This window comes from Pseudomonas sp. LPB4.O (assembly GCF_038383825.1).
GTDB lineage: Bacteria > Pseudomonadota > Gammaproteobacteria > Pseudomonadales > Pseudomonadaceae > Aquipseudomonas > Aquipseudomonas putida.
In genome coordinates, this window is the sequence record NZ_CP151298.1 from 2,265,922 (window position 1) to 2,291,560 (window position 25,639).

Sequence of the window (25,639 nt, forward strand, 5' to 3'; positions counted from 1 at the left end):
TAAATATCGGCTTAAAACAATCATATTGTTCGATATCAATTGCTGGCCTGCTTTATTCGCTTCATCGCCTAATCCACTGATCTGCAAGCATTCGCTGGCGATTTTCCGTCGATGCGGCGAACATGCCAGCTGTTTTTGTTTTTCAACGGAGTGACCGTGGCCCACGAGCAACCCCAGGCCCCCGCCGACCTTACCCCTCCCGCGCAATTGCCCTGGTTTCGGCGCCTGGTCGCCCGCCTGCTGGGGCGTGGCCTGACCCGTCTGCAAGCCCAGCACCGTGACTCCTGGTTCCTCGGCCACGCCACCGGCCAGCGAAGTGGCCACGCCGATGGCGTTCGTGAAGGGTTCGACCGCGGGCGGGTGGAGGGTTACGAAGCCGGGCGCCAGGTGCTGGTGATCCGCGATACCCGGCCTGACATCGCTGCCGTGCCCGGTCAGGACGACAACCTGTTCGACGACTGGCGCCTGCCGTTGACAGCCGAGCTGAAAAAGCGCTTCAAAGCCGACGTCGCCCAGCGCCTGCCCGCCGAGGCGCAACCCAGCGCCGCGCAGTGGAAGCTGATCTTCAGTGACACCCCGTCCACCTGTGTGGTGGCCGGCGCCGGGGCAGGCAAGTCCACGTCGCTGGTGTTGCGCATCCTGCTGCTGCGCCATTATCTGGGTTACGAGCTGGACGCGATGACCGTGGTCACGTTCACCCGCGAGTCGCGCAAAGACTTCATCAAGCGCCTGGTGCAGGTATTCGCCCTGTGGCAGATCAGCCTGCAACCGGTGCAGGCTCGCGAGCTGGTGCGTACCTTCCATTCGCGCATCCTGCCGCTGGTACGCAGCCTGCCGGGCTTCGGCCAGGTGCGCGCCTTCGAGACGCTGGGCAACGAGATGCCTGCAGGGCGTGAGGCCGAGGCCGACAGCAACCCGTTCGACCTGCGCCTGAACGATGCCCAGCGCCAGCAACTGAACCAGTGCTATAGCAGCGTGCTGGGTGAGAGCCCGCGTTTTGCCGAGCTGGTCGGCTTGTTGCGCAGCGAAGCCTTGCAACTGAAACCACTGGACCCGAACAACCCTGACGTGCAGAAGCGCGCACAGGTGACCCAGTTGGCCGCCCAGCGCGACGAAGAACTGTGCGACGTAATCGAGGACCTGTGGTTCGCCGCCGGCGCCTGGCCGATCAAGGGCATCGAGCCTTGCCGCGAAACTGTCGACATCCGTGGCAGCCGCTTCCATGTGCATGGCCGCCTGGCTGGCCAGGGGCCGTTGGTGGTGCTGGGCTTCGACCCGGCTGAAAGCGCGCAGTACCAGCGCCCCGGCGCCAAGTTGGCGGTGCGTGCCGAGTGGGCGGTCAAGCGAACCCTGTTGCAGGCCTTCTGCGACCGGCCGCTGATCTGGCTCGACAACTATGCCATGGCCCGGCGCCTGGCGGCCTCGTTGGCTGGCGATGCCGTGGCCGGCCCGGGGTTCGAGTACAAGGTCAAGGGCGAACTGGCACCGGCGCCGTTGCTGGACGCCTTTGTCGGCGCGGCCAACTTCATCGAGAACCTTGGCCTGGACGTGAACAACGCGGTGGCGGCGATGAGCTTCCCGTCCGGCGACAGCGATGCCTTGTTTTTCGAGGCCCTGGCCCTGTACTGGAAGGCCCTGGAAGCACACTTGCTGGACCAGTCGCCGCCGGTGATGAGCTACAACCGCATGTTCGCCCTGTTCAGCGAGAACAACCCGGAAAACCTGCAACTGTTGCCCGACCCGTTGTTGCGGCCTCTGGCGCACCTGATGATCGACGAGTTCCAGGACGTGTCGCCGCAGATCGTCAGCTGGCTGCGCGCCAGCCTTGCTGAAATCCGCCGACGTGGCCCGACCATGCACACCGGGCGCCATGCCCAGCATTCGTCTCTGCTGTGCGTGGGTGACGACTGGCAGTCGATCTATGGCTGGCGGGGCAGTTCGCCCAAGTACTTCATGGAATTCACCAAAGCCTTCCCGTCGCCGGCCAACACGCGGGTGATGCTGGTCGACAACTACCGTTGCCAGCAGCAGGTGATCGACGCGGCAGAGCACCTGGTCAAAGGCACCCCGGCGATTGCCGGCAAGAAAGCCCGCGCCAGTGGCCCGGCAGCCGAATTGCCGGGCTCTGCGGTCAAGGTGTTCGACCGTGACGAGGCAGCCTTGGGTGAAACGCTGATCGAGCACTACCAACGGGGTGAGACGGTCATGATGCTGTACCGCAAGGGCAGCGACAGGGCCTTGATGAACGACCACCTGCAAAGCGTGCTGCATGCCGAGGCGGCGTTGCCGGCCGAGCAGCGCCGGCTGCGTCAGTTGACCTACCACAGTGCCAAAGGCTTGCAGGCCGATGCGGTGTTCATGCTGGGCGACTGCCAGTACCTGACCAGCTCGCCCTACAAGAACCAGGTGTACCGCCAGGCCGGTCTGGGCAAGGCCGGGGATGCCCAACCGTTCGATACGGCGCAGAAGGAAGAAGTGCAGCGCCTGGCCTACGTGGCGGTGACCCGTGCAGTACAGCACTGCTATTGGCACGTGGAGGCCGCCAATGGTGACGCCGCAGCGGCCCCACGGGCGTCCAGCCAGGTGGACGGCAAGCAGGCCTTCTTCGAAGACCTGCGCGGGCAGTGAATGGGGTCAGCGGCCGATTGTTTGCGTCTGGCGGGTGAGGCTGGTCAGCAGACCGGTTTCAACCTGCTGCTGCTCGGCAGTCAGCGCGTCCACGCCCTGGCGATACTGCTGCTCGTTGAGCACCACGCGACGTAACCTGCCGTCAGCATCCACCGGGCTTTCAGGCATGACCCTGGCCAAGGCTCGTCGCACCGAGCTGTCCAGGGATGTCACCGGTTCGGCGGTTTCATCCAGGCAGTAATAGAGGTAGTCAAGGCCTGGCCGCCAAAAGTCGGTGATCAGGCTGAACTGGGCCGCATGCTCTCGTTTCAAGTACTCGATCCAGCCCGGCTGCTGGGTCAACCACTGCTCCCGGGCGATGGCATCCCTGTCCAGGGAAAGGACCGCAGTTTTCACCCTTTCGATGATTGTGTCGTTGATTCTGGCCGTATTGCGGTACAGCATGCCTCGGCTCGGCTCAGGGTAGTCCAGCGCGTTGGCCAACGACTGGCGCAAGGCCAAACGTACCTCCACATCGTCCACCAGCCCCGTTTGAAGTTCGCTGTCCGGGAAGGCTGAGGGGTCGTCGAGCTCATCGTAGGGGGGGAGGTTTTCATCGAAGGCCTCGTCGAGCAGCGCCTGTTTGCGCAAGGACCTTCTCCAGCTGATGCGATCAGCCAGTTGATTGACCTGACTGCGTCGATACAGCTTGCCATACAGGCTCAGTAGATCAGCCGGCCGACTGCCGGCGACGGCTGCAGATTCGTGGGCCAACACTTCTATCTCCAAGGCACTGAATGCGTCGGCACCTGCGTCGCCGCAGGTTGGGGGGAAGTCCCCGGCCACGGTGGCGAGGCGTTCGCGCAGCGCGGTGTCGTGGGCAGCGGCATCCAGCAGGTCCCATACACGCTCCCTAAGGGCCTCGGCATCACGCCGCGCCTCTGCCGACTGGGCAACGCGTTCAAGCACCCCCAGCAACGCTGCGTTTTCACCTTGGTCAAAGAGGCCGCTCCACAGCTGCTCTTCGGCACTGCTCGCGCCGCCACGGAAAAAACCTTGCCACGGCGGTACGTCTTCTGCGTGCTCGAATACATTGACGCCACTACTGCCCAGGCGCGCACGTGCCTCGGCTTCCAGAGTGTTGTAGTTGAACAGCCAGCGGCGCTCAGGCAAGCGAGCGGCGACATCGCGGGCAAACGGGGTACGCAGCACACCAGGCAAGTCTGGCAGGGTACGAATGCGGTTGGACGACAGGTTCAGATAGCGCAGTTGGTACTGGGGCTGGCTCATCAGGACGGTCAGGCTGTCGGGCCACTGCTGCAGTTCGCAACGCTCAAGCTCCAGGTGGACAAGACGGGCCATGAAGCGTAGGTCGGGTGCCAGTTGCAGTGGGTTGTCTGATAAGTGCAGTAGTACGGGGTGGATCATGTCCTGAAACTGGGCGGCAAGGCTTTCGTCGAGGGTGATTTGATTGTGGGCCAGGCCGAGGGCATCCAGGGGCAAGCGCGTCAGAAAGCCCAAACTGGTGGTGTCGAGTTGCAGCCGGTTGCGGCTGAGCCACAGGAGTCGCAAGCCGGGCATTGCTCCGATGGCCTGTTGGGCGGCGGGTGAAAGGGTGGTCAGGCCATTGTCTTTCAGGCCCAGCTCGCGTAGTCGCGGTGCCGACCTGAGCGCCTCGAACAATGTTTCGGCATCGATGTCCGGGTTGCCGACGATGTCCAAGGTTTCCAGATTAGGGAAGTTCGTCAGGAAGCTGCCCTCCAGGCACCGCATCTGCAGCCCCTCGAGCCTGAGATTGCGAATATGCGGCATGCGTGCAGTGAAAGCGGGTAGCGCTTCGAGCTGCATACGGTCCAGTACCAGTGTTTCGGCTTGCGCGCCGCCTTCACGGCGGGAAGCACTCATCAGCCGCTCGGTGCATTGCTGGCGATCAAAGCGCTCTTCAAGGGTGCGGGCGGTGCTTACCCAGCGGTTGAGATCTCGGTTGAGGGTACGCTGCTCGACCTCCAGCTGGTTGATCGCACTACCCAGGTCGCCTCCTCGAGCCAGTTCGGCTTGTAGCCCACTGATTTGCTCGGTGCTGAGTTCGGGGTAGAGCGTCCGGAGTCGACGTGCAGCCGGCAAGGCTCGTCCTTGCAGGCCTCGGCCGCTCAGGGGATAGCCCAGCTGGCCGTTGGCCAACCGCAAAGGGGAGCGGAACCTGGGGTTGATGGGTTGCTGGCCGAGCAGTGAGGCGCAGTGCTGGCGATCGCCGAGGGCGAGTTCCAGCAACTGGGCAGGGTCAGCCTGCGGGTGTTCGGCTTGCAGCGCCTGTTGCAGGCGCAGGCTGTCGTCGTTGGCCAGGCTGGGCCTGAAAATACCGAGGATGGCGCGGTCAAGCCGCACTCGAGCTTGCAGAAGGCGCGCTTCCTCGGCAATGCGAAGCGGCACCCGCCCGTTTGTCAGGCGTTGCCGTTCGGCGTTGCTGATGTTGCCAAGCAATGCTTCAAGCGCGCTGTCCGGCAGCCCGGGAAACTGCCGGGCGAGGGTTTGTGCGGTTGCTGGGCGTGTGAGACGGTGTCTTTGTTGCAGGCTCTCGAACAGCGCCTCGCGATGCTGTTCCAGGTGTTGCGCAAGCTTGTTGTTCAGTGCGGACGATCGGTGCTCGGCTGGTGTGTCACCGAGCAAATGCCCGATGGCTTGTTCATCCATCTGATCCAGCACGGTCTGGCTCAATTGGCCATTGTCCAGGTCGGTACGGGTAATTTCGATTTCCACTTGGCCCAGCGTGTGCGGGGGGCCGTAGCGCACTGATTCGCCCCAGGGTTCTGGCCCTTGGTAAACCTTGAGCACGTTCCCCTCGGGCCACCCCGGCAGGCGCAGCAACTCAGGCAAGGCGAAGTTCTTGTACGCAGCGAGCGGCAACCCATGGCGTACGCAGTTGATGATCTGTTGAGTTTGATTGTCCAGTTGCAACCGCTGCAGCGTGTCGATCAACAAAGCGGGTGGACGCAGGCCCGCTGCCTGGGCACGGCGCAGCACGTCTGGATCGGTACCGGTAGTGCGCATGGCATGGTCCAGTTCGCTGTCGTCCAGGCCTGCGCTATGGCTGCCGAGTCGGCGCGCAAGCTGTTCGCGGTCCCATTCCAGAGGCTGTTCATGGGCCAGTTGCCAGCGGCCGTTACCATGATGCAGCAAGCGTGGGGCATAGGCCTGCGCGTCATCGGGGTGGCGCACGCGCCATTGCTGATCAGCGCCCTGAAACACCTCGTACAGGGTCCCATCCAGCTTCAGGTAGGTCTTCCCATCGACGTGTACATGGCCGAGCAAATCGGGTGGAGCCCCCTCAGGAATAGCCGCCGTGCTCGCATAGGGTTTCATGTCGGGGTGCCAGAGTACCTCCTTGTCTTCATGCCATACACTTTTCAGTGCATCGACAAAGCCGGACGCCTGGACGATCCTGGTGCCCACTGCAAAGCCGGCGATCACGCCCGCGTTGATGGCCAGCGATTCCAACTGCGCCAGTGCCTGCCGGGTATCACCTGCCTCCCAGGCCTCGAACCCGGTGAAAACAGAGCTCATCAGGTCGTAAGCAAAAACGCCTAGCATGACCGTGTTCAACCCCGGCACGAAGAACGCGGCGACATTCAGCACGTTCATCCCCAGGTCGAACCAGTATTTCAGACGCTCGTTGCGGGCGTTGGCGTCGACTTCGGCGGTAGGCACAGCGATGGTTTTTGCGTCGGCCTTCATGCGCGCAAGGTGTGCGTTGTACAAGGACGTCCAAGGGTCGGTCCAGATTGGCGAGAGCGTGAAAGCGATCACTGGCATGATGCGGGGTTTGCGTGTGCCCGCTTCATCCTCTTCGAACAGCGCGATTTCCAGTTTTACGGCGAGTTCTTTTTGCCTGTCCTTGTAGGCGAAATGCACCAAGGCGCGGCGAAACTCGCTTTGCAATAGCCGGCTGCGCAGGTGCTTGCCCGCCTCCTGACGAGAAGCGAACTCCCTTACCGGGTGCTCGTTGTCGCCAGGGACATACACAATGCAGGGGTTCTTGCGATAAGGGTTGTCTGGCCCGATGAACAGTATTTCGTGGACGGGTATATCGAACAGGTTGAAGTGCCAACAATGCAACGCCTCGTTTTCATAGGTGGGGTGAGGGTTGCCGTCGCACAGTTGCCCAAGTGCATCGAGCCCGGCCGGGCTCAGCAGGCCTTTGAGTTTGGCGATCAATGCCTGGACCCTCAAGGCCTCACGGTTCGCTGCAATCGACAGGCGCTGGATTTCAGCGCGATTGGCGCCTTCATGGGTTGCAAGCAAATGGTCTTGATAACGTTTGCCAAGGTCCAGCGCCCGACAATGCCTGACGAAGTCCGCCATCGTCAGGCCTGCCAGGGGCGTGTCGCTGCCAGGGGCGTTGGTGAGCCTGCTGTAGGGGCCGACTTCGTCCAGCCCCTCGAAGTTGTGCAGGGCAGCCTCCAGCACGCTGCGTGTTTGCGGCTGGCCTACGGGGCGGGTGGCCAGAACGTCCACTTCCACGTCCGGTACCAAAGGCGTTTCCACATCGGGAACGCCGACCCAGATGTTGGCCTCTGACTCAAAGGGCTGGAACACATACTGCGCCCTGTCTACAGGCACATTCAGCTTCAACCGCTCGGTCAACAGAGGGCCGCAGAACGCGATGATGTCCTTGAACTCGCCTAGCGCCTTTTTGACTTGCGCCAGCCGTTTGTTACGGGTTTGCAACGCGTTGTGCAACTGCTCACGCATTGGCCCATCGGCAGTGGCATACCACGAGTAAGGGGCGCCATCTTCATCGAGGTACTCCTTGTACAGGCTCTGCACCACTTTGCGTGTATGCGTGGGTTGGAGCGCCTTGCTCCATTTCGGTAACGATCGGGTTATCTGGCTTTGATGTAACGGTGTCGGGGTTGTCATGGTCACCATCTCTTTTGTGGAAGGAGATAGTCCACGCTGATCAAGGCGTCGGGGTGCGGTAGATAGTTGTTGGCCGCGGTCGGTCCTGCGTATGCGCGGGTCGGTGGGGGGCTGGCAGCGAGGGAGCATCTGCGAGAGGGTGAGGCAGGTCATGTTGCAGGCTTCAGCCAAGGAGAATTGCAATGCGTTCGCTGTGCAGTCCGAAAGATCACCTGCTCGACCTCGATGGTATTGAAATAGCGGTCCGCACCTGGGGCGCCGAAGACGGTATTCCCGTACTGGCCTTGCATGGCTGGCTGGATAACGCTGCCTCGTTCGAACGCCTGGCACCGATGCTGGACGGTTGCTTTGTGGTGGCCCCCGACCTGGTCGGCCATGGCCGTTCGGACCATCGCCGCCGCGACAGTGGCTATTACCTGTGGGAGCATGCCGAAGACATGCTGGCGGTGACCGACAGCCTGGGCCTGGCGCAATTCCATGTGCTGGCCCATGGCATGGGCACCGGTGTGGCGTCGCTACTGGCGGCCATGACCAGTGGCATTGCCAGCATGACCTTCCTCGACGGCATGGGTGCCCCGTTCACGGTGGCCGAGGATGACCGCGTGCAGCACCTGGCGCGGGCCTACCGGCTCAAACGTATGGTCCAGCGCAGCCAGCTGCCGGGCTTTGCCGAGCCGGACGTCGGCCGCTTCGACGACCTTGACACCGCCCTGGCGCAACGGCGCGAGCGCCTTGACACCGAACTGTCGGAAGGTGCCGCACGGCTGCTGGCGTTGCGCGACCTGCTGCAACTGGGCGATGGCTATTGCTGGCGCCACGACCCGCGGCTGGTGTTGCCCGAACCCATGCCGCTGACCGAGCGCGACGCATGCGACCTGCTCAACCAGATCCGCTGCCCGCTGTACCTGCTGTTCGGCCGTCAAGGGGCATTCACCGGCGAGGCTTTTACCCGGCGTCAGGCAGCCTTGCCCAGCCATGCTAAGGTTTCCTGGCACCCCGGCGGGCACCACTTCCACCTGGATGCCCCGGACCGGGCGCTGGTCGACCAGCTGCTGCGGATCCTGGCGCACCATGAAGGGGGCGTGCTGCAACGCTTGGTAAACGAGTAGCTGGTTCTGTTCACTCCGGGCGAAGCTGGGCTATGGTGGCGAAACTATTCGCACTCACGGCACAAGGAGCCCGGTATGCGACCGTTCGCTATCAAGCACATAGATCATCTTGTTCTGCGGGTCAGCGACCTGCCGCGCAGTGTTGCCTTCTACACCGAGCTGCTCGGTTGCCATGTCAGCCGCGTGCGCGAAGACCTGGGCATGGTGCACCTGGCCACGGGCACGGCGATGATCGACCTGGTGACCCTGGATGGCCCGCTGGGGCGGCCAGGCGGGGCGGCACCGGGGGTGGAAGGGCGCAACCTGCACCATTTCTGTCTGCGTATCGAGCCGTTCGACGAGGCCGCCCTGATCGCCTACCTGGAAGCCGCCGGGGTAAAAGTGGAGCCGGCAGAAAAGCGTTATGGCGCTGAAGGCGAGGGACTGTCGCTTTACTGCTACGACCCGGATGGCAACCAGGTCGAGTTGAAGGGGCCGGTAGCGGAGGCGGTATGAGCGACCTGCACATGCGCGAGCACTGGATCGACACCGCGCAAGGCAAGTTGTTCGCCCAGGATTGGACGCCGTTGCAGGCACAGGGGGCGCCCATTGTCCTGCTGCATGATTCGCTAGGGTGTGTGGCGTTGTGGCGCGACTTCCCAGCGCAGTTGGCGCAAGCCACCGGGCACCGGGTAATCGCCTACGACCGCTTGGGCTTTGGCCGTTCGTACGCGCATCCGGGCAGTTTGCGCCTGGGCTTTGTCGAGAGCGAGGCACAGCAGGGTTTCGCGGCGCTGCGCACGTATTTCGGCATCAGTGATTTCATTGTGTTTGGTCACAGCGTCGGCGGCGGCATGGCCGTGGCCTGCGCGGCGGCGTTCGCCAGCCAGTGTGTGGGGCTGATTACCGAGTCGGCACAGGCGTTTGTCGAAGCACGCACCCTTGAAGGCATTCGCGCAGCCGACCTGCAGTTTGCCGAGCCCGGGCAGTTGCAACGGCTGCAACGCTACCACGGCAACAAGGCCGAATGGGTGCTGCGCGCCTGGGTGGACAACTGGCTGTCCGAGGACTTTGCCGACTGGAACCTGGATGCTGCGTTGGCGCAGGTGCGCTGCCCTTTGTTGAGCCTGCATGGCGATGACGACGAGTTTGGCTCGCCCGCGCACCCCGAGCGACTGCTGGCGCTGGCGGGCGGGCCGGCGGCGATGCAGTTGCTGCAAGGGTGCGGGCATGTGCCGCATCGGGAGCAGGCGGAGGCAGTATTGAAGGCGGTCGCACGGTTTTTGCGGTGATGCCTTTGCGGACATAGTCGGTCTTGACGGCTGGCGCTCCCACAAAAGTCGGTGATGTGCCGCTACAGCTTCTGCATGCGCACCCTCTACGCCCCACTGTTCTTCATTGGTTTCATTGCCGCAGCACTGTCATTGGCAGCCCACCCGGTGATGCCGTATCGTTCATGCCGCCCTCTTGTGTATGGCCAGGCGGGTGGATATCCCGGCAATCCCGATTATGCTTCATTTACCTTGCTGCGATCCGAGGCGGCCCGCCTCGTCGTGCTTCGCGCAACCAAAGCAAGCCCCAGGGCCTGGGTGCGACGGTGAAGTGGTTGTGAGGTACTCCGGCCTGTATGACGACATGACGGAGGCAACCCATGGCGGTTCTCGACAGCGCATCCACGGGCAGTAGCGCGCCCCAACGCGGTATCACCAAGGAGGAGCGCAAGGTCATCTTCGCCTCATCCCTGGGCACGGTGTTCGAATGGTACGACTTCTACCTGTACGGCTCCCTCGCCGCGATCATCGCCAAGCACTTCTTTGCCGGTGTCAATGAAACCACCTCGTTCATCTTCGCCTTGCTGGCCTTTGCTGCCGGTTTTGCCGTACGGCCGTTCGGGGCAATCGTGTTCGGCCGCCTGGGTGACATGATCGGGCGCAAGCATACGTTCCTTATCACCATTGTGATCATGGGCCTGTCTACCGCACTGGTGGGCCTGCTCCCGAGCTACAGCGCGATCGGCGTGGCCGCGCCGGTCATCCTGATCACCTTGCGGTTGCTGCAGGGCCTGGCCCTGGGGGGGGAGTACGGCGGCGCGGCCACCTATGTGGCCGAGCATGCGCCCAAGGGCCGTCGCGGCTTTTTCACCGCCTGGATCCAGACCACCGCCACGTTGGGGCTGTTCCTGTCGCTGCTGGTGATCATGAGCTGCCGCACGGTCATGGGTACTGAGGTGTTCGAGGCCTGGGGCTGGCGCGTGCCGTTCCTGCTGTCGATCCTGCTGCTGGCGATTTCGGTGTACATCCGCATGCAGCTCAACGAGTCGCCGGTGTTCCTGAAGATGAAGGCCGAGGGCAAGGCATCCAAGGCACCGCTGACCGAGTCGTTCGCCCGCTGGGAAAACCTCAAGGTGGTGATCATGTCGCTGCTGGGCGGCACCGCCGGGCAGGCCGTGGTCTGGTACACCGGGCAGTTCTATGCACTGTTCTTCCTGTTGCAGATGCTCAAGATCGAGCCGCAGACGGCCAACCTGCTGATTGCAGGCTCGTTGCTGATCGGCACGCCGTTCTTCATCATCTTCGGTAGCCTGTCCGACCGCATTGGCCGCAAGAAGATCATCATGGCCGGCTGCATCATCGCTGCGCTGACCTATTTCCCGATCTTCAAGGCGCTGACCGAGTACGGCAACCCGGACGTGTTCGTCGCCCAGGAGCAGAACCCGGTCGTGGTAGTGGCTGACCCTGGCCAGTGCGCGTTCCAGTTCGACCCGGTGGGCAAGGCCAAATTCACCAGCTCCTGCGACATCGCCAAGAGCCTGCTTGCCAAGCGCGCCATTCCCTACACCAACCAGGCGGCCGAACCTGGCAGCGTGGCGCAGATTCGCATTGGTGAGCGGGTGCTGCCGAGCTTTGAAGGCAGCAGCATGGCCGCAGCGGACTTCAAGATGCAGAGTGAGGCGTTTACCGCCACCTTGAGTGGTGCGTTGAAAGAAGCCGGCTACCCGGAAAAGGCCGACCCGGCGAAGATTCACTACCCGATGGTGCTGTTGCTGCTGACCATTTTGGTGATCTACGTGACCATGGTCTACGGCCCGATTGCTGCCTGGCTGGTCGAACTATTCCCGGCGCGTATCCGCTACACCTCGATGTCGCTGCCTTACCACATCGGTAATGGCTGGTTCGGCGGCTTCCTGCCGACGGTGGCGTTTGCCATGGTGGCGGCGACTGGGGATATCTATTACGGCTTGTGGTACCCGATTGTGATCGCGGTAATGACGGCGGTGCTGGGGATCCTGTTCCTGCCCGAGACCAAGGACCGGGATATCAACTGATGGGGCAGCTGTGCTGGCCTCTTCGCGGGCTCGCCCGCTCCCACAGATACAACACAGATTTCACGGCTTGTGTTGTACCTGTGGGAGCGGGCGAGCCCGCGAAGAGGCCGGTACAGCCCATTAATCAATCGAAGTAGCCGCGCAGGCCAAAGGCATACCCGGTATCCACCTGCGCGGCCTCACCCCGGCTCCAGCGCTTCTTCAGCACGAACTCGAACGCTGGCTCGTACAACCCGTCGCGCACCAGCGCCCCCGCCAGTACCTCCACGTCATACCAGCCATTGTCCAGCTCGATGATCGGCCGCCCCGGCACCTGGTAGCGGGCAATCAGGTCACCCAGGGTCTTGGGCGTGAAGTGCTGCAGGATGCGCCAGGTGTACAGCATCAGCGCACCGTGCTCGACCCGCAAAACATAACCATTACGCCGGTGCTTCAGGCGGCTGCCAGCTTCGCGCAGGGCCGGGGTATGGCCATCGAGGGTGAACAGAATGCGGTAGGGCAGGTTGTCGACCCCGGCCAGCGGCAGCACGACGCCTTCGCGTACCGCCTTGTCGCCGCTGTCACCATGGGTGAAGGCGTAGGCGAGGTCGTCCGGTAGCTCATGCTCCTGCTTGAAACGTTCGAGCAACTGGATATCGCCAAGCAGAAAGTAATCGACCAGGTCGTTGAGTACTTCGCTGAATTCGTGGCGCATCTGTTTTCCTTATTGGTGCGCGTGGGGCTGTCTGTGTTTCTGGGCGATCTGGATCAGGTTGCCACAGGTGTCATCGAACACGGCCACGGTGACGGGGCCAATGTCGGTGGGCGGCTGGGTGAACTGCACGCCCGCCGCGCAAAGGCGGGTGTATTCGGCCTGTATATCGCGCACGCCAAACGAGGTGGCGGGGATGCCATCCTGCTTGAGCGCGGCTTTGTACACCTTGGACGCTGGGTGCGCGTCGGGTTCCAGCAACAGCTCGACGCCGTTGGGATCGTTGGGGGAGGTCAGCGTCAGCCAGCGGTGCCGGCCCATGGGGATGTCGTGCCTGGGCTCGAAACCGAGTACGTAGTGGTAGAAGGCCAGGGCCTTGGCCTGGTCGTCGACGAGAATGCTGGTGACCACGATCTTCATAGGCGTACACCGTAATGCTGAGGCCGTTGGGTATCAGTAAAGACGTTCGGGAGTATTTGGCCAGCAGCTGTTGCCGGGCTCGGGCCATCGCTCTACAAAAAAACTGCTCAAGCCATAGGTAAATCCTTCATCACCCGGCCCCCGTCCGCCAGCGAGCGGGGTTAAAGTGTCAGGCATGATCCCTGCGCGCCCAGACCGGCGTCAAAGAGGTGCCCGTGGCTGCCTATACCCTGCGACAACTCAAGTACTTCGTCACCACCGTGGAGGCCGGTAGCGTTGCCGAGGCTTCTCGCCAGCTGTACATCGCCCAGCCGTCCATTTCCACGGCCATCAAGAGCCTGGAAGAAAGTTTCGGCGTGCAGCTGTTCATTCGCCACCATGCTCAGGGTGTGTCGCTGACGCCCAGCGGCAAGCGTTTCTACGCCAAGACCCGATCGCTGCTGCAGATGGCCCACGAGTTCGAGCAGAACGCCCTGGCTGACAACGACACCGTCGCCGGGCAGATCGACATCGGCTGTTTCGAAACCGTGGCACCGTTGTATCTGCCGCGCCTGATCGCCGCCTTCCGCCAGCGTTACCCAGGCGTGGATATCCGCCTGCGCGACGGCGAGCAGCAGGAGCTGATCCAGGGCTTGACGGCCGGAACGTTCGACCTGGCGTTTCTCTACGATCATGACCTGGACGGCACCATCGAAGCTGAGCCGCTGATGCCGCCGCAAAAACCTTACGTGCTGCTGCCAGAAAACCACCGCTTTGCCGGCCAGGCCCAGGTATCGCTGCGTGACCTGTGCCCGGAGCCGATGATCCTGCTGGACGTGGCTCCCAGCCGCACCTACTTCGTCAGCCTGTTCAACGAGATGGGTTTGACGCCGAACATCGTCTTCAGCTCGCCGTCGATCGAGATGGTGCGGGGCATGGTCGGGCAGGGTTTCGGTTTTTCGCTGCTGGTGACCCGACCGCATTCGGAATACACCTACGACGGCCAGCGCCTGGCCCTGCTGGATATCGCCGAGCCGGTGGCGCTGTCGGGGCTGGCGGCGGCGTGGTTGAAGCGGGTGCAACTGACCAAGCCTGCACAGTTGTTTGTGGAGTTTTGCCGGGAAGAACTGGCGAAATTCTGAAAGCGGCACGCCATGCTGTACATCTAGGGGCATGGCGTGCCCGCTGATCAAGGATTGATCTGATAGCCGCGCCCTTGCAGGCAACCGCTGTAGGCACTGGCATGGGCCTGGGTTTTGGCCTCGCCTTCGCTGCGCCGATCCTGGCGCCGGTCCTGACGCTGGCGCATGCCGCCTACCGCTGCACCGGCGGCGGCCGTTTCGCTGGCACGGTTCTGCCGGTATTGCTGTTTGGCATCGTCACTGGTCCGGTCATACAGCTCCTCGTGCTGGTTGCCGCGCACTTGCGCGCCCACGGCACCGGCGGCGGCGCCTGCTGCTGCCCCACGCACCCGGCCACCGACATGGGCTTCGCTGGACGTCGCGGTGCTGTTCGCGGCGTTGGTAGCGACGGTATTGCAATCGTTGATGTCCAGTTGCATCTGCTGGCTGCTCTGGCCCTTGAGCGGCACTACCGACTGCGCCTGGGCTGCGGATGCGGCACACAGCAGCACCAGCAGGTAACTCCACGTGAACGTACGCATGGCACACCTCCACCGGGCAGAAAGCCCGTTTCACAGGATAGTCCGTCATCGGTTAGGGATGGCGTATTTGTCTGCATGGTCTACACCGGATAACAGAGTTCGCCATTGCATGTGACCCTCACGTCGGGCTAACCGTGGACACGCCATGACCCAGCCCCAGGATCTGATCATCTGTGAGTACTGCGACACGGTGTACCAGCGTGCGCCTTTGCTCAAGCACCAGCGCGCCCTTTGCCAGCGCTGTGGCGGGGTGCTGTACCGGCATACGTCTTTGACCATCGAGCAGCGGCTGGCCTTGAGTGTAACCGGCGGCATCCTGCTGGTGTTCGCCAATGCCTACCCGGTGATGACCATCGGTATGCAGGGCCTCACCCATTCGGCAACGTTATGGGATGCGGTGCAGATCCTCAGCCACGGCAGCATCACTTTCATCGCCCTGGTCATGGCGCTGTCGATCATCTTTGCGCCGGTGCTGCAGATTGCCCTGTTGTGCTGGGTGTTGAGTTTTGCCCTGGCCGGCCAGCGTGCCCCCGGTTTTGCCCTGTGCATGCGCGGCCTGGAAAGCCTGCGGCCGTGGAGCATGCTGGAGGTGTGCCTGCTGGGGGCGATGGTGGCGGTGATCAAGCTGGCCGGGCTGCTCGATGTTATCCCCGGTATCGGCCTGCTGGCCCTGGCCGCGCTGAGCATGCTGATTATCCATATCGCCGGTAAGGATATTCGCGACCTGTGGGTGCAGGTATGAATTACGCGGCCAACGCCGACCAGCTGGGGCTGTGCCTGTGCCATGGCTGCGGTCAGGCCTGTGACCTGAGCAGCAGTGCACACACCTGCACACGCTGCGGCGCCGCCATTCACCGGCGCAAGGCCAACGCCATCGCTCGGGGTTGGGCGTTTCTGCTGGCGGCGCTGGTGTTCTACATTCCTGCCAACCTGCTGCCGGTGATGCACACCGAAATGCTTGGCAGTGGCAGCGAAAGCACCATTGGCGGTGGTGTGCTGGAGTTCTGGGAGGCCGGCGCCTGGGACATCGCGCTGATCATCTTCATTGCCAGCGTGGGGGTGCCAGCGATCAAGTTCTTCTCGCTCGGCCTGCTGCTGTTCACCGTCCAGCACCGTTCCACCTGGGCTTGCCGGCAGCGCTCGCAGCTGTACCGCCTTGTCGAGCTGATCGGGTATTGGTCGATGCTCGATGTCATGGTGGTGGCGCTGGTGGCGGCGCTGGTGCAACTGCGCGGGCTGGGCACCATCGAGCCGCGGGTGGGCATCCTGTTCTTCGGCCTGGTGGTGGTGCTGACCATGCTTTCTGCGATGAGCTTCGATCCACGCCTGATCTGGGATAGCCATGCCAACGAGGGGAGGCCGCACTGATGGGGCAGCAGACTGACGAGCGCGAAGGCGCGGGGCAGGTTGAGGTACGCACCCGGCGCTGGAGTGTGTCGCTGGTGTGGATCGTGCCGATCCTGGCAATCCTGATTGGCGCTTCGCTGGTGGTGCGCAACTGGATGCAGCAGGGCCCGGTCATTGCCATTTCCTTCCACTCCGGGGAAGGGCTGGTGGCGGGTAAGACCCAGGTCAAGTACCGCAGCGTGGTGATTGGCGAAGTCACTACGGTGGACCTGGCTGATGACAAGAAAAGTGTGGTCGCCAAGGTGCAGTTGACCGATGATGCCCGCGCGTTCGCCGCTCAGGGCGCGCGCTTCTGGGTAGTGCGCCCGCGCATCGGCATGGGCGGGATTTCTGGGGTGGATACGTTGCTGTCAGGCAGTTTCATCGGGGCCGATTCCGGCGAATCGAAAGTACCGGAAAAGACCTTTGTCGGCCTGGAACTGCCGCCACCTATTACCTTCGACGAAAAGGGCAAGCGCTTCTTCCTCACCGCCAGTGACCTGGGTTCGCTGGATGTCGGCTCGTCGATCTACTACCGCAAGATCCCGGTCGGTGAGGTGGTGTCCTTTGCCCTGCAAGACGATGGCAAGGGGGTGGAGATTGGCGTGTTCGTGCAGGCCCCCTACGACAGTTTCGTCACCGCTGATAGCCGCTTCTGGAATGCCAGTGGCGTCGACATGCAGATTGGCGCCAACGGCCTGAAGGTCGATACCGAATCGCTGTCATCGATCCTGGTGGGCGGGTTGGCCTTTGGTTCGCCCGATTTTGCCCCGCAGGCCGAGCCTGCTGCCGATCAGGCCCGCTTCCAGCTGTTTGCCGACCGAGACTCCGCCTTGGCCCCGCCCAATGGCCAGGCGCAATACCTGCAGCTGCGCTTCGACCAGGCCATGCGCGGCCTGTCGGTGGGTGCGCCGGTGGAGTTCAAGGGCGTGGAGTTTGGCCGGGTCACCTCGATCAAGCTTGACTACGATGCCGAGCGGCAGTCCTTCCCGGTGGTGGTCGATGCGGTGGTCTACCCGCAGCGGCTGGGGCCGGTGCACCGCAAGATGCTGGCGGTGTTCAAGCACACCGAGGGCGATGTGGATGGGGCGCGGCGGCTGATCGGCACCTTTGTCGAGCATGGGCTGCGGGCCCAGGCGCGTAGCGGCAACCTGATCACCGGGCAGATGTTCATATCCCTGGACTTTTACCCGGATACCCCCAAGGTGGCCTTCGACATGGCCGCCAACCCCATCACCATCCCCACATTGCCGGGCAGCCTGGAGCAGTTGCAGGAGCAGCTGCAACGGGTGGTCGAGCGCATTGCCAAGTTGCCTCTGGAAAGCATCGCCAGCAACCTGGACGGTAGCCTGCGTGAGCTGCGCGCCAGCCTGAAACAGTTCAATGGCCAGACGCTGCCGGATGTGAAAGTGGCGCTGGATGAAGTGCACAAGACCCTGCGCACGGCCAATGCGGCCATTTCCGAGGACTCCCCGCAGCGCGAGCGGATGGGCGAAACACTGGACGAACTGGAGCGCATGTCGCGGTCGCTGCGCGACCTTGCCGACTACCTGGGCCGGCACCCCGAGTCGCTGATTCGCGGGCGGCCGAAAGCGGCCGGGGCCGCAGAGCTTGAACCCTGAGGAGACAGCCGATGCAACGACTGCGCAATGTGTGTGTGGCCAGCCTGCTGGTGTGGCTCGGGGGCTGCAGCAGTACGCCGAACAACTACCACACGCTGGTGCCGAACGAGCCGATGCGTGACAGCGGGCAGCACATCCGGGTGACCCGGGTGGTCGTGCCGCCCCAGGTGGATCGCCCGCAACTGGTGGTGCGGCAAGGGCAGAGTGGCCTGGCCATTCTGGAGACGGAATGGTGGGGTGCCAACCTGGTGGATGAGTTTCGCAGCGCCTTGCAGGACCAGCTGGGTGGGCCGGCGGGTGACGCCAAGGCGGCAGTGCGGGTGGACGTACAGCGCTTCGATACGGTGCCGGGGCGCTATGCCTCGCTGGAAGCCGTGTGGCGCCTGAAGCTGGTGGGGCAGGCTGAGCTGACCTGCCGCACCTCGGTGCAGACTGCGGCTGACAACAGCATTACCAGCTTGGTAAATGCGCACCAGGCCAACCTGCGCAAACTGGCCGAGGCAGTGCGGGGCAGTGCCGCTCGGGGTCGCTGCTCGCCATCTGCCTGAAGGCCTGTCGACCTGTGTTCACGCCTGCGTGGCCTTGCGCAGCGGCACCTCGCGCAGCAGCCAGGACAGTGCGAAAGCCACGCTGGTGATCACCCCGGCCAGCAGGAACACACCATGCATTGCCCCGGAAAACGCATGCAGGTAACTGTGCTGCAGGGCAGTGGGCAGGGCATGCACGGCGGCCGGCGAAAGGCTCGCGGCACCCCCGGCACTGGCGGCGAAGTCACTGTCCAGGCCGCCCAGCAAGCTCTGAGAGAACAAAGCGCCGAACAGCGACACCCCGATGGCGCCGCCAATCGAGCGGAACAACGTGGCCCCGGAAGTCGCCACGCCCATGTGGCGTAACTCGACGCTGTTCTGCACAGCCAGGATCAGCACCTGCATGACCATCCCCAGGCCGGCACCCAGCAAGCCCATGTACAGGTTCATCAGCGCCATGGGGGTGTCCAGCTCCAGCCGGCTGAGCAAGCCCAGGGCAATGACTTGCAGCAGGGTGCCGAGGATCGGGAACACTCGGTAACGCCCCCAGCGGCTGATCAGTCGCCCGGTAATCGCCGACACTACCAGCAGGCCACCCATCAGCGGCAGCATCTGCAGCCCGGCGCTGGTGGGCGTGGCGTTCTTCACTACCTGCATGTACAACGGCAGGAAGGTGACGGCGCCGAACAGCGACACCCCGACGATGAAACCGATCAGCCCGGCAAGCACGAAGGTCCGGTGACGGAACAGGTGCAGCGGCATGATTGGCTCGACGGCGCGGCGTTGTTCCAGGACGAAGCCGACCAGGCCGATCAAGGCGAACAGCGAAAGGCACAACATGTCCAGCGACTGCCACGCCAGCAGGCTGCCGCCGAGGCTGGTGATGAGCACCAAGGCAGCCAATGCCACGGTAAGGAAAAACGCGCCGATGTAGTCCACCGTATGCCGTACCAAAGCCACGTGCGGGCGGAACACGCTGCCGATCACCAGCAGCGCCAGCAGGCCCAGGGGCAGGTTGATGTAGAAGATCCAGTGCCACGACAGCTGCTCGACCAGAAAACCGCCGATCAGCGGCCCTACCACGGTGGCCAGGCCGAACACGCCACCGAACAGGCCCTGGTAGCGGCCACGTTCGGCAGGCGGGATGACATCACCGATGGCGGCCATCGCTACCACCATCAAGCCGCCGCCACCCAGCCCTTGCAGGGTGCGGAAGGCGATCAGCTGGGCCATGTCCTGTGCTGCGCCACACAAGACCGAGCCCAGCAGGAACAGGACGATGGCCACCTGCAGCACACGCTTGCGGCCGAACTGGTCACCGAACTTGCCATACAGCGGTACCACTACCGTGGAGGCCAGCAGGTAGGCGGTGACCACCCACGACAGCCAGCGCAGCCCACCGAGGTCGCTGACGATGGTTGGCAGTGCGGTCGAGACGATGGTCTGGTCGAGGGCGGCCAGGAACATCACCAGCATCAGCGCTGCCAGCAGCAGTGGAATGGAGGTTTGCGCGTCCGTTGCGGCGGGGGAGGTATCAGTGGATACAGGTTGCACGGTGCTTACCTCAGCTGGGGGTGGCGTTGGCCTGGGCATGCTGCTGGCCAGCGTCTTGCAGGCCTGCAAGGGCAAAGCGGTAAAGCTGCGCTGCAACGGCCTCGCTGGGCATCTGCAGAATCTCGTGCAGCGCCCCGGAGCCGCCGCGCGGGCCGATCAGCAGCATTGCCCACGGTGCCGTGACGCACAGGATGCAGCGGGTCAGGGCCGGTTCGTCGACGGGGATGGTGCTGACCTCGCTGAACAACCCCTTGAGCAGTGACAGGCGCAGTGGCGCGGCGGCCTGCAGATGCGCCTGGCCGTGAGGGCTGGGGGCGAGGATTTCTGCGGCCAGTACCCGCAAATGCCAGTTGTCCCGAGCCTGGGTGGCCTTTTGCACCACCAGTTCCACCAGCACGCGCAGCTTTTCGTTCGGTGTCTGGCTGCCTTGGGTGATGCGTTGCAGGTCGCTAAGGTCGAGGAAGCGTTGGCGGGCCTCGTCGAGCACGGCCAGGTACAGGCCGTTGCGGCTGCCGAAGTGGTAATTGATCGAGGCCAGGTCGACTTCGGCCCTGGCCGCGACGGCCTTGTTGCTGGTTTCGGCGTAACCGAGCGCGGCGAACAGTTCGCCGGCGGCTTGGAGGATGCGCGTGCGGGTGATGGCGCCGTCCTTGCGGGGTTCGCGGGGGGCTGCGGACATGGTGGGATGCTCTGCAAACCAGGAATATGGGCAGAGCGTGGCTGAGGCTTAATTTAAAATCAATTTAAATTTAATTTATGCGGCCTACGGCCTATCGCGATTCTGGTAGGAGCAGCCTTGTGCTGCGAAGCGGCCGGTACAGGCCACACATCCGTATGCCTCCAATACCGGCCTGTTCGCAGCACAAGGCTGCTCCTACACGTGGCGATCTACTGGCGATTACTGGCTGTTTCCTGCACCCGCTCGGGCTTGTCCAACGGCAGGTGGTCGAACTCGCGCAAGCCATCCTTGCGGTACGGGTCGCCAATCCAGCGCGGTGCCACCACAAATTGCGGGCTCACCAGGCTCTTGGCCGGCTCGAAGCGGTCATAGCTCAGCCCGGCCAGGTCGGACAGGGTATGGATCAGGTGCGAGCTGCTGTAAGGGCGGTTGGCCATGGCCTGCAAATCACGTGGGTGCTCGGCCTGCCAGCTGGGCGAGGTCCACAGCAGGAACGGGATGGTGTACATCGGCCGGGTCGGCGCGCCTTCGTTGCGCCCCAGGCGGTCGTGGTTGCCGGAGCTGTACACGTCTTCGCCATGGTCGGACAGGTACAGCAGGAAGCCATTGGGGCTGCCGGCCGAGTAACGCTTGATCAGGCTCGATACCACGTAGTCGTTGTAGCGCACCGCGTTGTCGTAGAAGTTGTAGGTTTCTACCTGGTCTGGCGTCAGCTCTTTCGGTACGCCCTGGCTGTCGGTGAAGTGCGCGTAGTCGTTCGGGTAGCGAAAGCGATAGTCCATGTGCGTGCCCAGCAGGTGCACGATGATGAACTTGTTCGGCGCAGGGTCTTGCAGGGCCTTCTCGAACGGCGCCAGCACCACGTCATCGTACTGGCTGGCGTTCTGGTTGCGCTGGTTGTTCAGGTATACCGGCGCGTCGGTCTGCTGCGAGAACGTGGTCAGCATGGTGTTGCGCTTGGTCATGGTCTGCTGGTTGGTGATCCAGAAGGTCTTGTAGCCTGCCTGTTTCATCAGGTTGATCAGTGACGGGTCGGTTAGGAAACGGTCCGGGTTCTGCTCGTTGCCAAAGGTGAGGATCTGCTGCATCACTTCGATGGTGTACGGGCGCGGCGATACCACGTCGCGGAACACCGTCAGCCCCTTGTCGCTGGCGGCCAGCGCGTCGAGGTTGGGCGTGGTGTCGCGGTTGTAGCCATACAGGTGCATGTGCTCGCGGGTCGTGGACTCGCCCAGCACCAGCACCAGCGTGCGTGGCGCCGTACCGCTGCTGTCACGCAGGTTTTGCAGGGGCGGCAACGCGGCGTTCTGCGCCAGTAACTTCTGCATGTTGTCCAGTTGCTGAAGGTACTGACGGTAGCCGACCAGCAGTTGCCAGGGCACTGCGGGCTCCATGCGCTGCTGCACTTTTTCGGCGGCATCGGCGAAGTTGCGCTCCTGCGTCACCATCTGCTTGTAGAACGGGTACACCAGGTTGGCGACCAGCAACAGGGCCACCACCGGCAGGCGCCTGCGCAGGGGCAGGCTTACCGGGCGCACGCGCTTCCACAGCAGCAGCGCCACCAGCGTGTACAGCAGCAGCGCCAAGCCCAGCCACACGCTGAAGTACTGGCTGAAGTACTCACCGGCTTCAGCGGTGTTGGACTCGAACATCACGAAGATGACGCTTTGCGAGAACTCCTGGCGATAAATGCCGAAGTAGCTCAAGCCCACCAGCGATGCAGCCCAAAGCACCAGGCCGATGACGGCCGCCGTGGCGCGGGTGAAGCGGGGCAGCAGCAGCACCGGGGCCAGCCACAGGCTACTGAGGAAGAACGCATCGCGAAAACCGGCAAAGCCGGTAGTGCCGCTGAACAACAGCAACGCCTGGGTGACGCCGGAGAAGTACCAGAAGAACAGCAGCAGCCAGCCCAGGCCGGCCCAGTCCACGCGCGTGTGCGCAGCGGGGGATGTAGTGTGTGACACGTATGCCTCGTCGTACCTTGGAGGCCAGCGGATGTGCCCGTGACCTGAAAGGGCGTGACGCTAATCTGCGGCGTGTGAAAATAACGTCAAGGTGGCGAGGAATAGGGGCCGGCGGGTACCCCAGCGCCATGTTTACTGGCGCAATGCGCAGGCCGCACAGGTATGATGTGGTCAGCAAAACCGCACTGACAGGCCCTGTGGACTATGAACCGTCGTAAGAAGATCAAGCAGCTATTGGACGCGCATGCCAAAAAAGCCAATGCCAAACTGGCGCCGCGCAAGCCCAAGTACATCTGCAAGGCAGACCGCTTGAAGATGGAAGCAGAGGCGGCGGGGGATACCCCTGATGCAGCGCTAAGCTGACGCTGTACCTGTGGGTGCTGGCTTGCCGGCGATGAGGCCAGATCAAGCAGCACCAGACCGCTGTCCCACAGAGCGTGCGACCCGCATCAGGCGTGATGGTCAACGGCGGTAATATCGGTAGTCGTCATGGTGGCGCTGGTGCATGGCCCGCTCATGGCGGCGCTCCCAATCGCGGCGCCGTTCCCAGTCACGCCGCCGCTCCCAGTCCCGCCGGGCTTGCTCGCGCCGCCACTGCTCACGGCGCCAGTCGCTTCTGTGGTCATGCCAGCGGTCGTCGTCGTGCGCCAGCAGCGTGGCGGGCTGTGTATCTGCCACGCTGGCCACCCTCGACCACGGGCTGCCGGCAGGCTGCAACGGTGACTGAACGGCCGGTGCCGGCGCCACCGGTGCTTTCATTTGTGTTGCCGATGCCGTGCCCACCGCCGCGAACGAGAACAGGCCGAGCAGCACCAACCTTGCGACATGTATTTTCATGAGCGAAGCCAACCTCTGATAACAATTGAGCCATCTGGCCAGCAGGTGTGGGGCGAACCTTGTCTCGCGTGCCGCTACCTTTCTGTGCCTCCCAGATAGACCGGTAAACGGGAAAAAGTTCGCTGCAGCAACAACTTGTAGAACTTTTGACGCCTGATTACCCCTGTACATACCCTATGCTCATTGGCCTGCGAACACTTCTCGCAGGTGTGCCCGATAACTGTCGAACGCAGCAATCGCCCCCGTCACAACTTCTGCTTCTTCCTCCTCGTCCAGCACCAGGCCATCAAGCCTGGCCACGAACTCGCGCCAGTGCAGTGCACGACCATCGGGGTGCGGCGCCAGGTGGCGGGCACCCTCATTGCCATTCAGGCCCAGGCGCTGGGTCTGCTTGAACAGGAACGCTGCACCCAGGTTGGAGCCTTCACTGCAATACAGCCACCCCAGGGCCTGGGCCGGGCTGGCACTGACCGGTTGGGGAGGCGTTGGCAGCGGCAGACCCAGATCGAGCAGGTCTTCCTCGACTGCGGCAAAACGCGACAGCTCAACCAGCCCCGGCAGCCACCGGTTCAGCTGCTCGTCCTGATACAGCGCCAGCAGGCTGCCGTGAAAGCGGTGCTGTACCTGCAGGAAGTGGCCATAACGCTCACGGCTCTCGAAAGGTCGCGCCGCCATCACCAGTTCGTCGACGTTGTCATGGTCGCTGCTGCTGGCCGCTTTCAGGCGTTTGCAGCGTCCTGGCGCTGTGAGAGGGAGTAGGGCAGCGGTCATAGGCGTTTCCGTGAGCGAGTAGGCAATGCGCCCATGATGCGTGCCATCCCAGGTAGGCGGCAAGCACAACGCTACTGGTTTACCATGCCTGACGCTTTCACGTTTCCAAGGAGTCAGCCATGAATACCCCGCAGTTCCGCACCCCCACTGTTGCAGACGCCGAGCGCTGCTACGCCATTGAAATCGGCGCCTATGAAGGGGATGAAGCGGCCACGCTGGAGAAGATCCGCACCCGCATCGCGCAGTATCCGCAAGGCTTCCTGATCCTGGAAAACGCAGGTGAGATCGTTGGCTTCATCAATAGCGGTTGCGCCCACGAAGTCGTCATGTCTGATGAAGACTTCAAGGAACTGATCGGCCATGACCCGGCAGCACCGAACGTGGTGATCATGTCGGTGGTGGTGGACCCGGTGCACCAGGGCAATGGTTACGCCAAGCGCATGATGGACGAATTCATCGCCCGCATGAAGGCCTCGGGCAAGCAGACCATTCACCTGATGTGCAAGCAGCAGCATGTGGCGCTGTACCAGAAGATGGGGTATCAGTACGTGAAACCGTCGCCGTCGGATCATGGCGGCATGGCTTGGCATGAGATGGTCATGGCGCTGTAACCACACGAATATGTCCGGCCGGTCGACCGAACAGGCCGTGGATCACTTCCCTGAGCCAGCGGTTGCCGCTGTCCTGGTGGTAGCGCGCATGCCAGTGCTGTTTTACAGTGAAACCCTCTACCGCAAATGGGCAATCGTGTACCTGCAGGTCATGCATGTCGGCAAGGGTGTGGCCGATATGCCTTGGCAGAGTGGCGACCAGGTCGGTGCTGCCGACGATCATCCCCAGCCCCAGAAACCCTGGTAGCTCCAGCACGATCCGGCGTTCGATACCGGCCCGGGCCAGGCCGGCCTCCAGCAACTTCTGGCCGGTCCCCGCGCTGATCTGTACATGGCCCTCGGCGTGGTAACGGGCCACGTCCATGCCGTGTGCCAGGCGCGGGTGCTGGCGGTTGCTCAGGCACACCCAGTCCTGCTCGAACAATACCTGCTGGTACATCCCGCCACCCAGCCAGGGCACAAAGCCAATGGCCAGGTCGGCCTCGCCCGACTCCAGGGCACTTTCGCTATTGCCGTCGATGCGCGCTGCCTCCAGGCGAATGCCTGGGGCATGGTTGCGCAGGTGGTTGAGAATACTGGGTAGCAAGGTGATATGGCTGGCATCGCTGACACACAGGCGAAAGCGCCTCTGCGCAGTGGCAGGGGTGAACTGTGGTTCCCAAGCCGTCAGCCGACGCAGTGATTCAAGCACCTCGCGACAAGGCCCGATCAACTGGTCGGCGCGCGGAGTTGGGGCCATACCACCTGGGGTGCGTACGAATAACGGGTCGTTCAGTTGCTGACGCAGGCGGGCTAGCCAGATGCTGACGGTTGGCTGGCTCTGGCCTAACTGTTCTGCTGCGCGGGTGACGCTGCGGCAGTGATAAAGCAGGTCGAACAGTTGCAGCAGCTTAGGTTCAGGCAGTACGTCGGCGGCACTCATTATTGTAAATCTCAATGGGCGTATTAAGGTCATTGTATAGCCCCAATGAGCTGCCCTGCATAAGGTAATCGCAAAC

22 protein-coding genes are annotated in these 25,639 nt (G+C 63.0%); 12 read left to right on the forward strand and 10 right to left on the reverse strand.

The window, feature by feature from the left end; all coding sequences use genetic code 11:
* The first annotated feature begins 111 nt into the window (after positions 1–111).
* Positions 112–2,628: a UvrD-helicase domain-containing protein gene (locus MRBLPB4O_RS10135; protein ID WP_341798293.1), complete on the forward strand. Its 2,517-nt coding sequence runs from the start codon at positions 112–114 to the stop codon at positions 2,626–2,628.
* A 6-nt stretch (positions 2,629–2,634) separates the two neighbouring features.
* Here MRBLPB4O_RS10135 and MRBLPB4O_RS10140 read toward each other — a convergent pair whose 3' ends face one another.
* Complete coding sequence (locus MRBLPB4O_RS10140) at positions 2,635–7,431, reverse strand: NEL-type E3 ubiquitin ligase domain-containing protein (RefSeq protein WP_341798294.1); 4,797 nt, start codon at positions 7,429–7,431, stop codon at positions 2,635–2,637.
* Positions 7,432–7,706: 275 nt separating this feature from the next.
* Here MRBLPB4O_RS10140 and MRBLPB4O_RS10145 point away from each other — a divergent pair, with 275 nt between their 5' ends.
* From MRBLPB4O_RS10145 to MRBLPB4O_RS10160, 4 genes are all read left to right on the forward strand, one after another.
* The gene (locus MRBLPB4O_RS10145; protein ID WP_016500352.1) at positions 7,707–8,633 is read left to right on the forward strand and encodes an alpha/beta fold hydrolase; all 927 of its coding nucleotides are present in this window, start codon (positions 7,707–7,709) and stop codon (positions 8,631–8,633) included.
* Positions 8,634–8,708: 75 nt separating this feature from the next.
* Positions 8,709–9,128 carry a VOC family protein gene (locus MRBLPB4O_RS10150; protein ID WP_341798295.1) on the forward strand — a complete coding sequence of 140 codons (420 nt, stop codon included), beginning with the start codon at positions 8,709–8,711 and terminating at the stop codon, positions 9,126–9,128.
* Positions 9,125–9,904: an alpha/beta hydrolase gene (locus tag MRBLPB4O_RS10155; RefSeq protein WP_341798296.1), complete on the forward strand. Its 780-nt coding sequence runs from the start codon at positions 9,125–9,127 to the stop codon at positions 9,902–9,904. The genes MRBLPB4O_RS10150 and MRBLPB4O_RS10155 overlap by 4 nt, the downstream gene beginning before the upstream one ends.
* Before the next feature lie 359 nt (positions 9,905–10,263).
* The gene (locus MRBLPB4O_RS10160; RefSeq protein ID WP_341798297.1) at positions 10,264–11,937 is read left to right on the forward strand and encodes an MFS transporter; all 1,674 of its coding nucleotides are present in this window, start codon (positions 10,264–10,266) and stop codon (positions 11,935–11,937) included.
* A 124-nt stretch (positions 11,938–12,061) separates the two neighbouring features.
* Here the strand turns inward: MRBLPB4O_RS10160 and MRBLPB4O_RS10165 are convergent, their stop codons facing one another.
* Together MRBLPB4O_RS10165 and MRBLPB4O_RS10170 are read right to left on the reverse strand one after the other, a co-directional pair.
* Positions 12,062–12,631 (reverse strand): hypothetical protein, encoded by a 570-nt coding sequence (locus MRBLPB4O_RS10165; RefSeq protein WP_341798298.1) that lies wholly within the window; start codon positions 12,629–12,631, stop codon positions 12,062–12,064.
* Between the two features lie 9 nt (positions 12,632–12,640).
* Positions 12,641–13,048: a VOC family protein gene (locus tag MRBLPB4O_RS10170; RefSeq protein WP_063422911.1), complete on the reverse strand. Its 408-nt coding sequence runs from the start codon at positions 13,046–13,048 to the stop codon at positions 12,641–12,643.
* A gap of 215 nt (positions 13,049–13,263) precedes the next feature.
* Between MRBLPB4O_RS10170 and MRBLPB4O_RS10175 the strand changes: the two genes are divergently transcribed.
* Positions 13,264–14,169 (forward strand): LysR family transcriptional regulator, encoded by a 906-nt coding sequence (locus MRBLPB4O_RS10175; RefSeq protein ID WP_016500346.1) that lies wholly within the window; start codon positions 13,264–13,266, stop codon positions 14,167–14,169.
* A 47-nt stretch (positions 14,170–14,216) separates the two neighbouring features.
* Here the strand turns inward: MRBLPB4O_RS10175 and MRBLPB4O_RS10180 are convergent, their stop codons facing one another.
* The gene (locus tag MRBLPB4O_RS10180; RefSeq protein WP_341798299.1) at positions 14,217–14,690 is read right to left on the reverse strand and encodes a hypothetical protein; all 474 of its coding nucleotides are present in this window, start codon (positions 14,688–14,690) and stop codon (positions 14,217–14,219) included.
* 145 nt (positions 14,691–14,835) lie between these two features.
* On the opposite strand from MRBLPB4O_RS10180, the gene MRBLPB4O_RS10185 reads away from it, so the two are divergent.
* From MRBLPB4O_RS10185 to MRBLPB4O_RS10200, 4 genes are read left to right on the forward strand one after another with little or no spacing between them, the layout of a single operon-like run.
* On the forward strand, positions 14,836–15,432 hold the full coding sequence (locus tag MRBLPB4O_RS10185) for a paraquat-inducible protein A (RefSeq protein WP_341798300.1): 597 nt from the start codon (positions 14,836–14,838) through the stop codon (positions 15,430–15,432).
* Entirely contained in the window at positions 15,429–16,058 is a 630-nt protein-coding gene (locus tag MRBLPB4O_RS10190; protein ID WP_341798301.1) for a paraquat-inducible protein A, read from the forward strand. The genes MRBLPB4O_RS10185 and MRBLPB4O_RS10190 overlap by 4 nt, the downstream gene beginning before the upstream one ends.
* The gene (locus MRBLPB4O_RS10195) at positions 16,058–17,698 is read left to right on the forward strand and encodes an MlaD family protein (RefSeq protein ID WP_341798302.1); all 1,641 of its coding nucleotides are present in this window, start codon (positions 16,058–16,060) and stop codon (positions 17,696–17,698) included. The genes MRBLPB4O_RS10190 and MRBLPB4O_RS10195 overlap by 1 nt, the downstream gene beginning before the upstream one ends.
* Positions 17,699–17,709: 11 nt before the next feature.
* Positions 17,710–18,246 carry a PqiC family protein gene (locus MRBLPB4O_RS10200; protein WP_341798303.1) on the forward strand — a complete coding sequence of 179 codons (537 nt, stop codon included), beginning with the start codon at positions 17,710–17,712 and terminating at the stop codon, positions 18,244–18,246.
* Between the two features lie 18 nt (positions 18,247–18,264).
* On the opposite strand, the gene MRBLPB4O_RS10205 is transcribed toward MRBLPB4O_RS10200, so the two are convergent.
* From MRBLPB4O_RS10205 to MRBLPB4O_RS10215, 3 genes are all read right to left on the reverse strand, one after another.
* The gene (locus MRBLPB4O_RS10205) at positions 18,265–19,779 is read right to left on the reverse strand and encodes an MDR family MFS transporter (RefSeq protein ID WP_341798304.1); all 1,515 of its coding nucleotides are present in this window, start codon (positions 19,777–19,779) and stop codon (positions 18,265–18,267) included.
* Between the two features lie 10 nt (positions 19,780–19,789).
* Positions 19,790–20,458, reverse strand: a complete 669-nt coding sequence (locus MRBLPB4O_RS10210; protein WP_341798305.1) for a TetR/AcrR family transcriptional regulator — start codon at positions 20,456–20,458, stop codon at positions 19,790–19,792.
* A gap of 209 nt (positions 20,459–20,667) precedes the next feature.
* Positions 20,668–22,422: a phosphoethanolamine transferase CptA gene (locus MRBLPB4O_RS10215; protein ID WP_341798306.1), complete on the reverse strand. Its 1,755-nt coding sequence runs from the start codon at positions 22,420–22,422 to the stop codon at positions 20,668–20,670.
* 204 nt (positions 22,423–22,626) lie between these two features.
* Here MRBLPB4O_RS10215 and MRBLPB4O_RS10220 point away from each other — a divergent pair, with 204 nt between their 5' ends.
* Positions 22,627–22,785 carry a DUF2986 domain-containing protein gene (locus MRBLPB4O_RS10220; RefSeq protein ID WP_341798307.1) on the forward strand — a complete coding sequence of 53 codons (159 nt, stop codon included), beginning with the start codon at positions 22,627–22,629 and terminating at the stop codon, positions 22,783–22,785.
* Between the two features lie 99 nt (positions 22,786–22,884).
* Here MRBLPB4O_RS10220 and MRBLPB4O_RS10225 read toward each other — a convergent pair whose 3' ends face one another.
* Both MRBLPB4O_RS10225 and MRBLPB4O_RS10230 read right to left on the reverse strand, forming a co-directional pair.
* Positions 22,885–23,259: a hypothetical protein gene (locus MRBLPB4O_RS10225; RefSeq protein ID WP_341798308.1), complete on the reverse strand. Its 375-nt coding sequence runs from the start codon at positions 23,257–23,259 to the stop codon at positions 22,885–22,887.
* 180 nt (positions 23,260–23,439) lie between these two features.
* On the reverse strand, positions 23,440–24,030 hold the full coding sequence (locus MRBLPB4O_RS10230; RefSeq protein WP_341798309.1) for a biliverdin-producing heme oxygenase: 591 nt from the start codon (positions 24,028–24,030) through the stop codon (positions 23,440–23,442).
* A 119-nt stretch (positions 24,031–24,149) separates the two neighbouring features.
* On the opposite strand from MRBLPB4O_RS10230, the gene MRBLPB4O_RS10235 reads away from it, so the two are divergent.
* A complete protein-coding gene (locus MRBLPB4O_RS10235; protein WP_341798310.1) occupies positions 24,150–24,641 on the forward strand; it encodes a GNAT family N-acetyltransferase in 492 nt (163 codons plus the stop codon).
* Here MRBLPB4O_RS10235 and MRBLPB4O_RS10240 read toward each other — a convergent pair.
* Positions 24,628–25,563 (reverse strand): LysR family transcriptional regulator, encoded by a 936-nt coding sequence (locus MRBLPB4O_RS10240; RefSeq protein ID WP_341798311.1) that lies wholly within the window; start codon positions 25,561–25,563, stop codon positions 24,628–24,630. The genes MRBLPB4O_RS10235 and MRBLPB4O_RS10240 overlap by 14 nt on opposite strands.
* Positions 25,564–25,639: the final 76 nt, after the last annotated feature.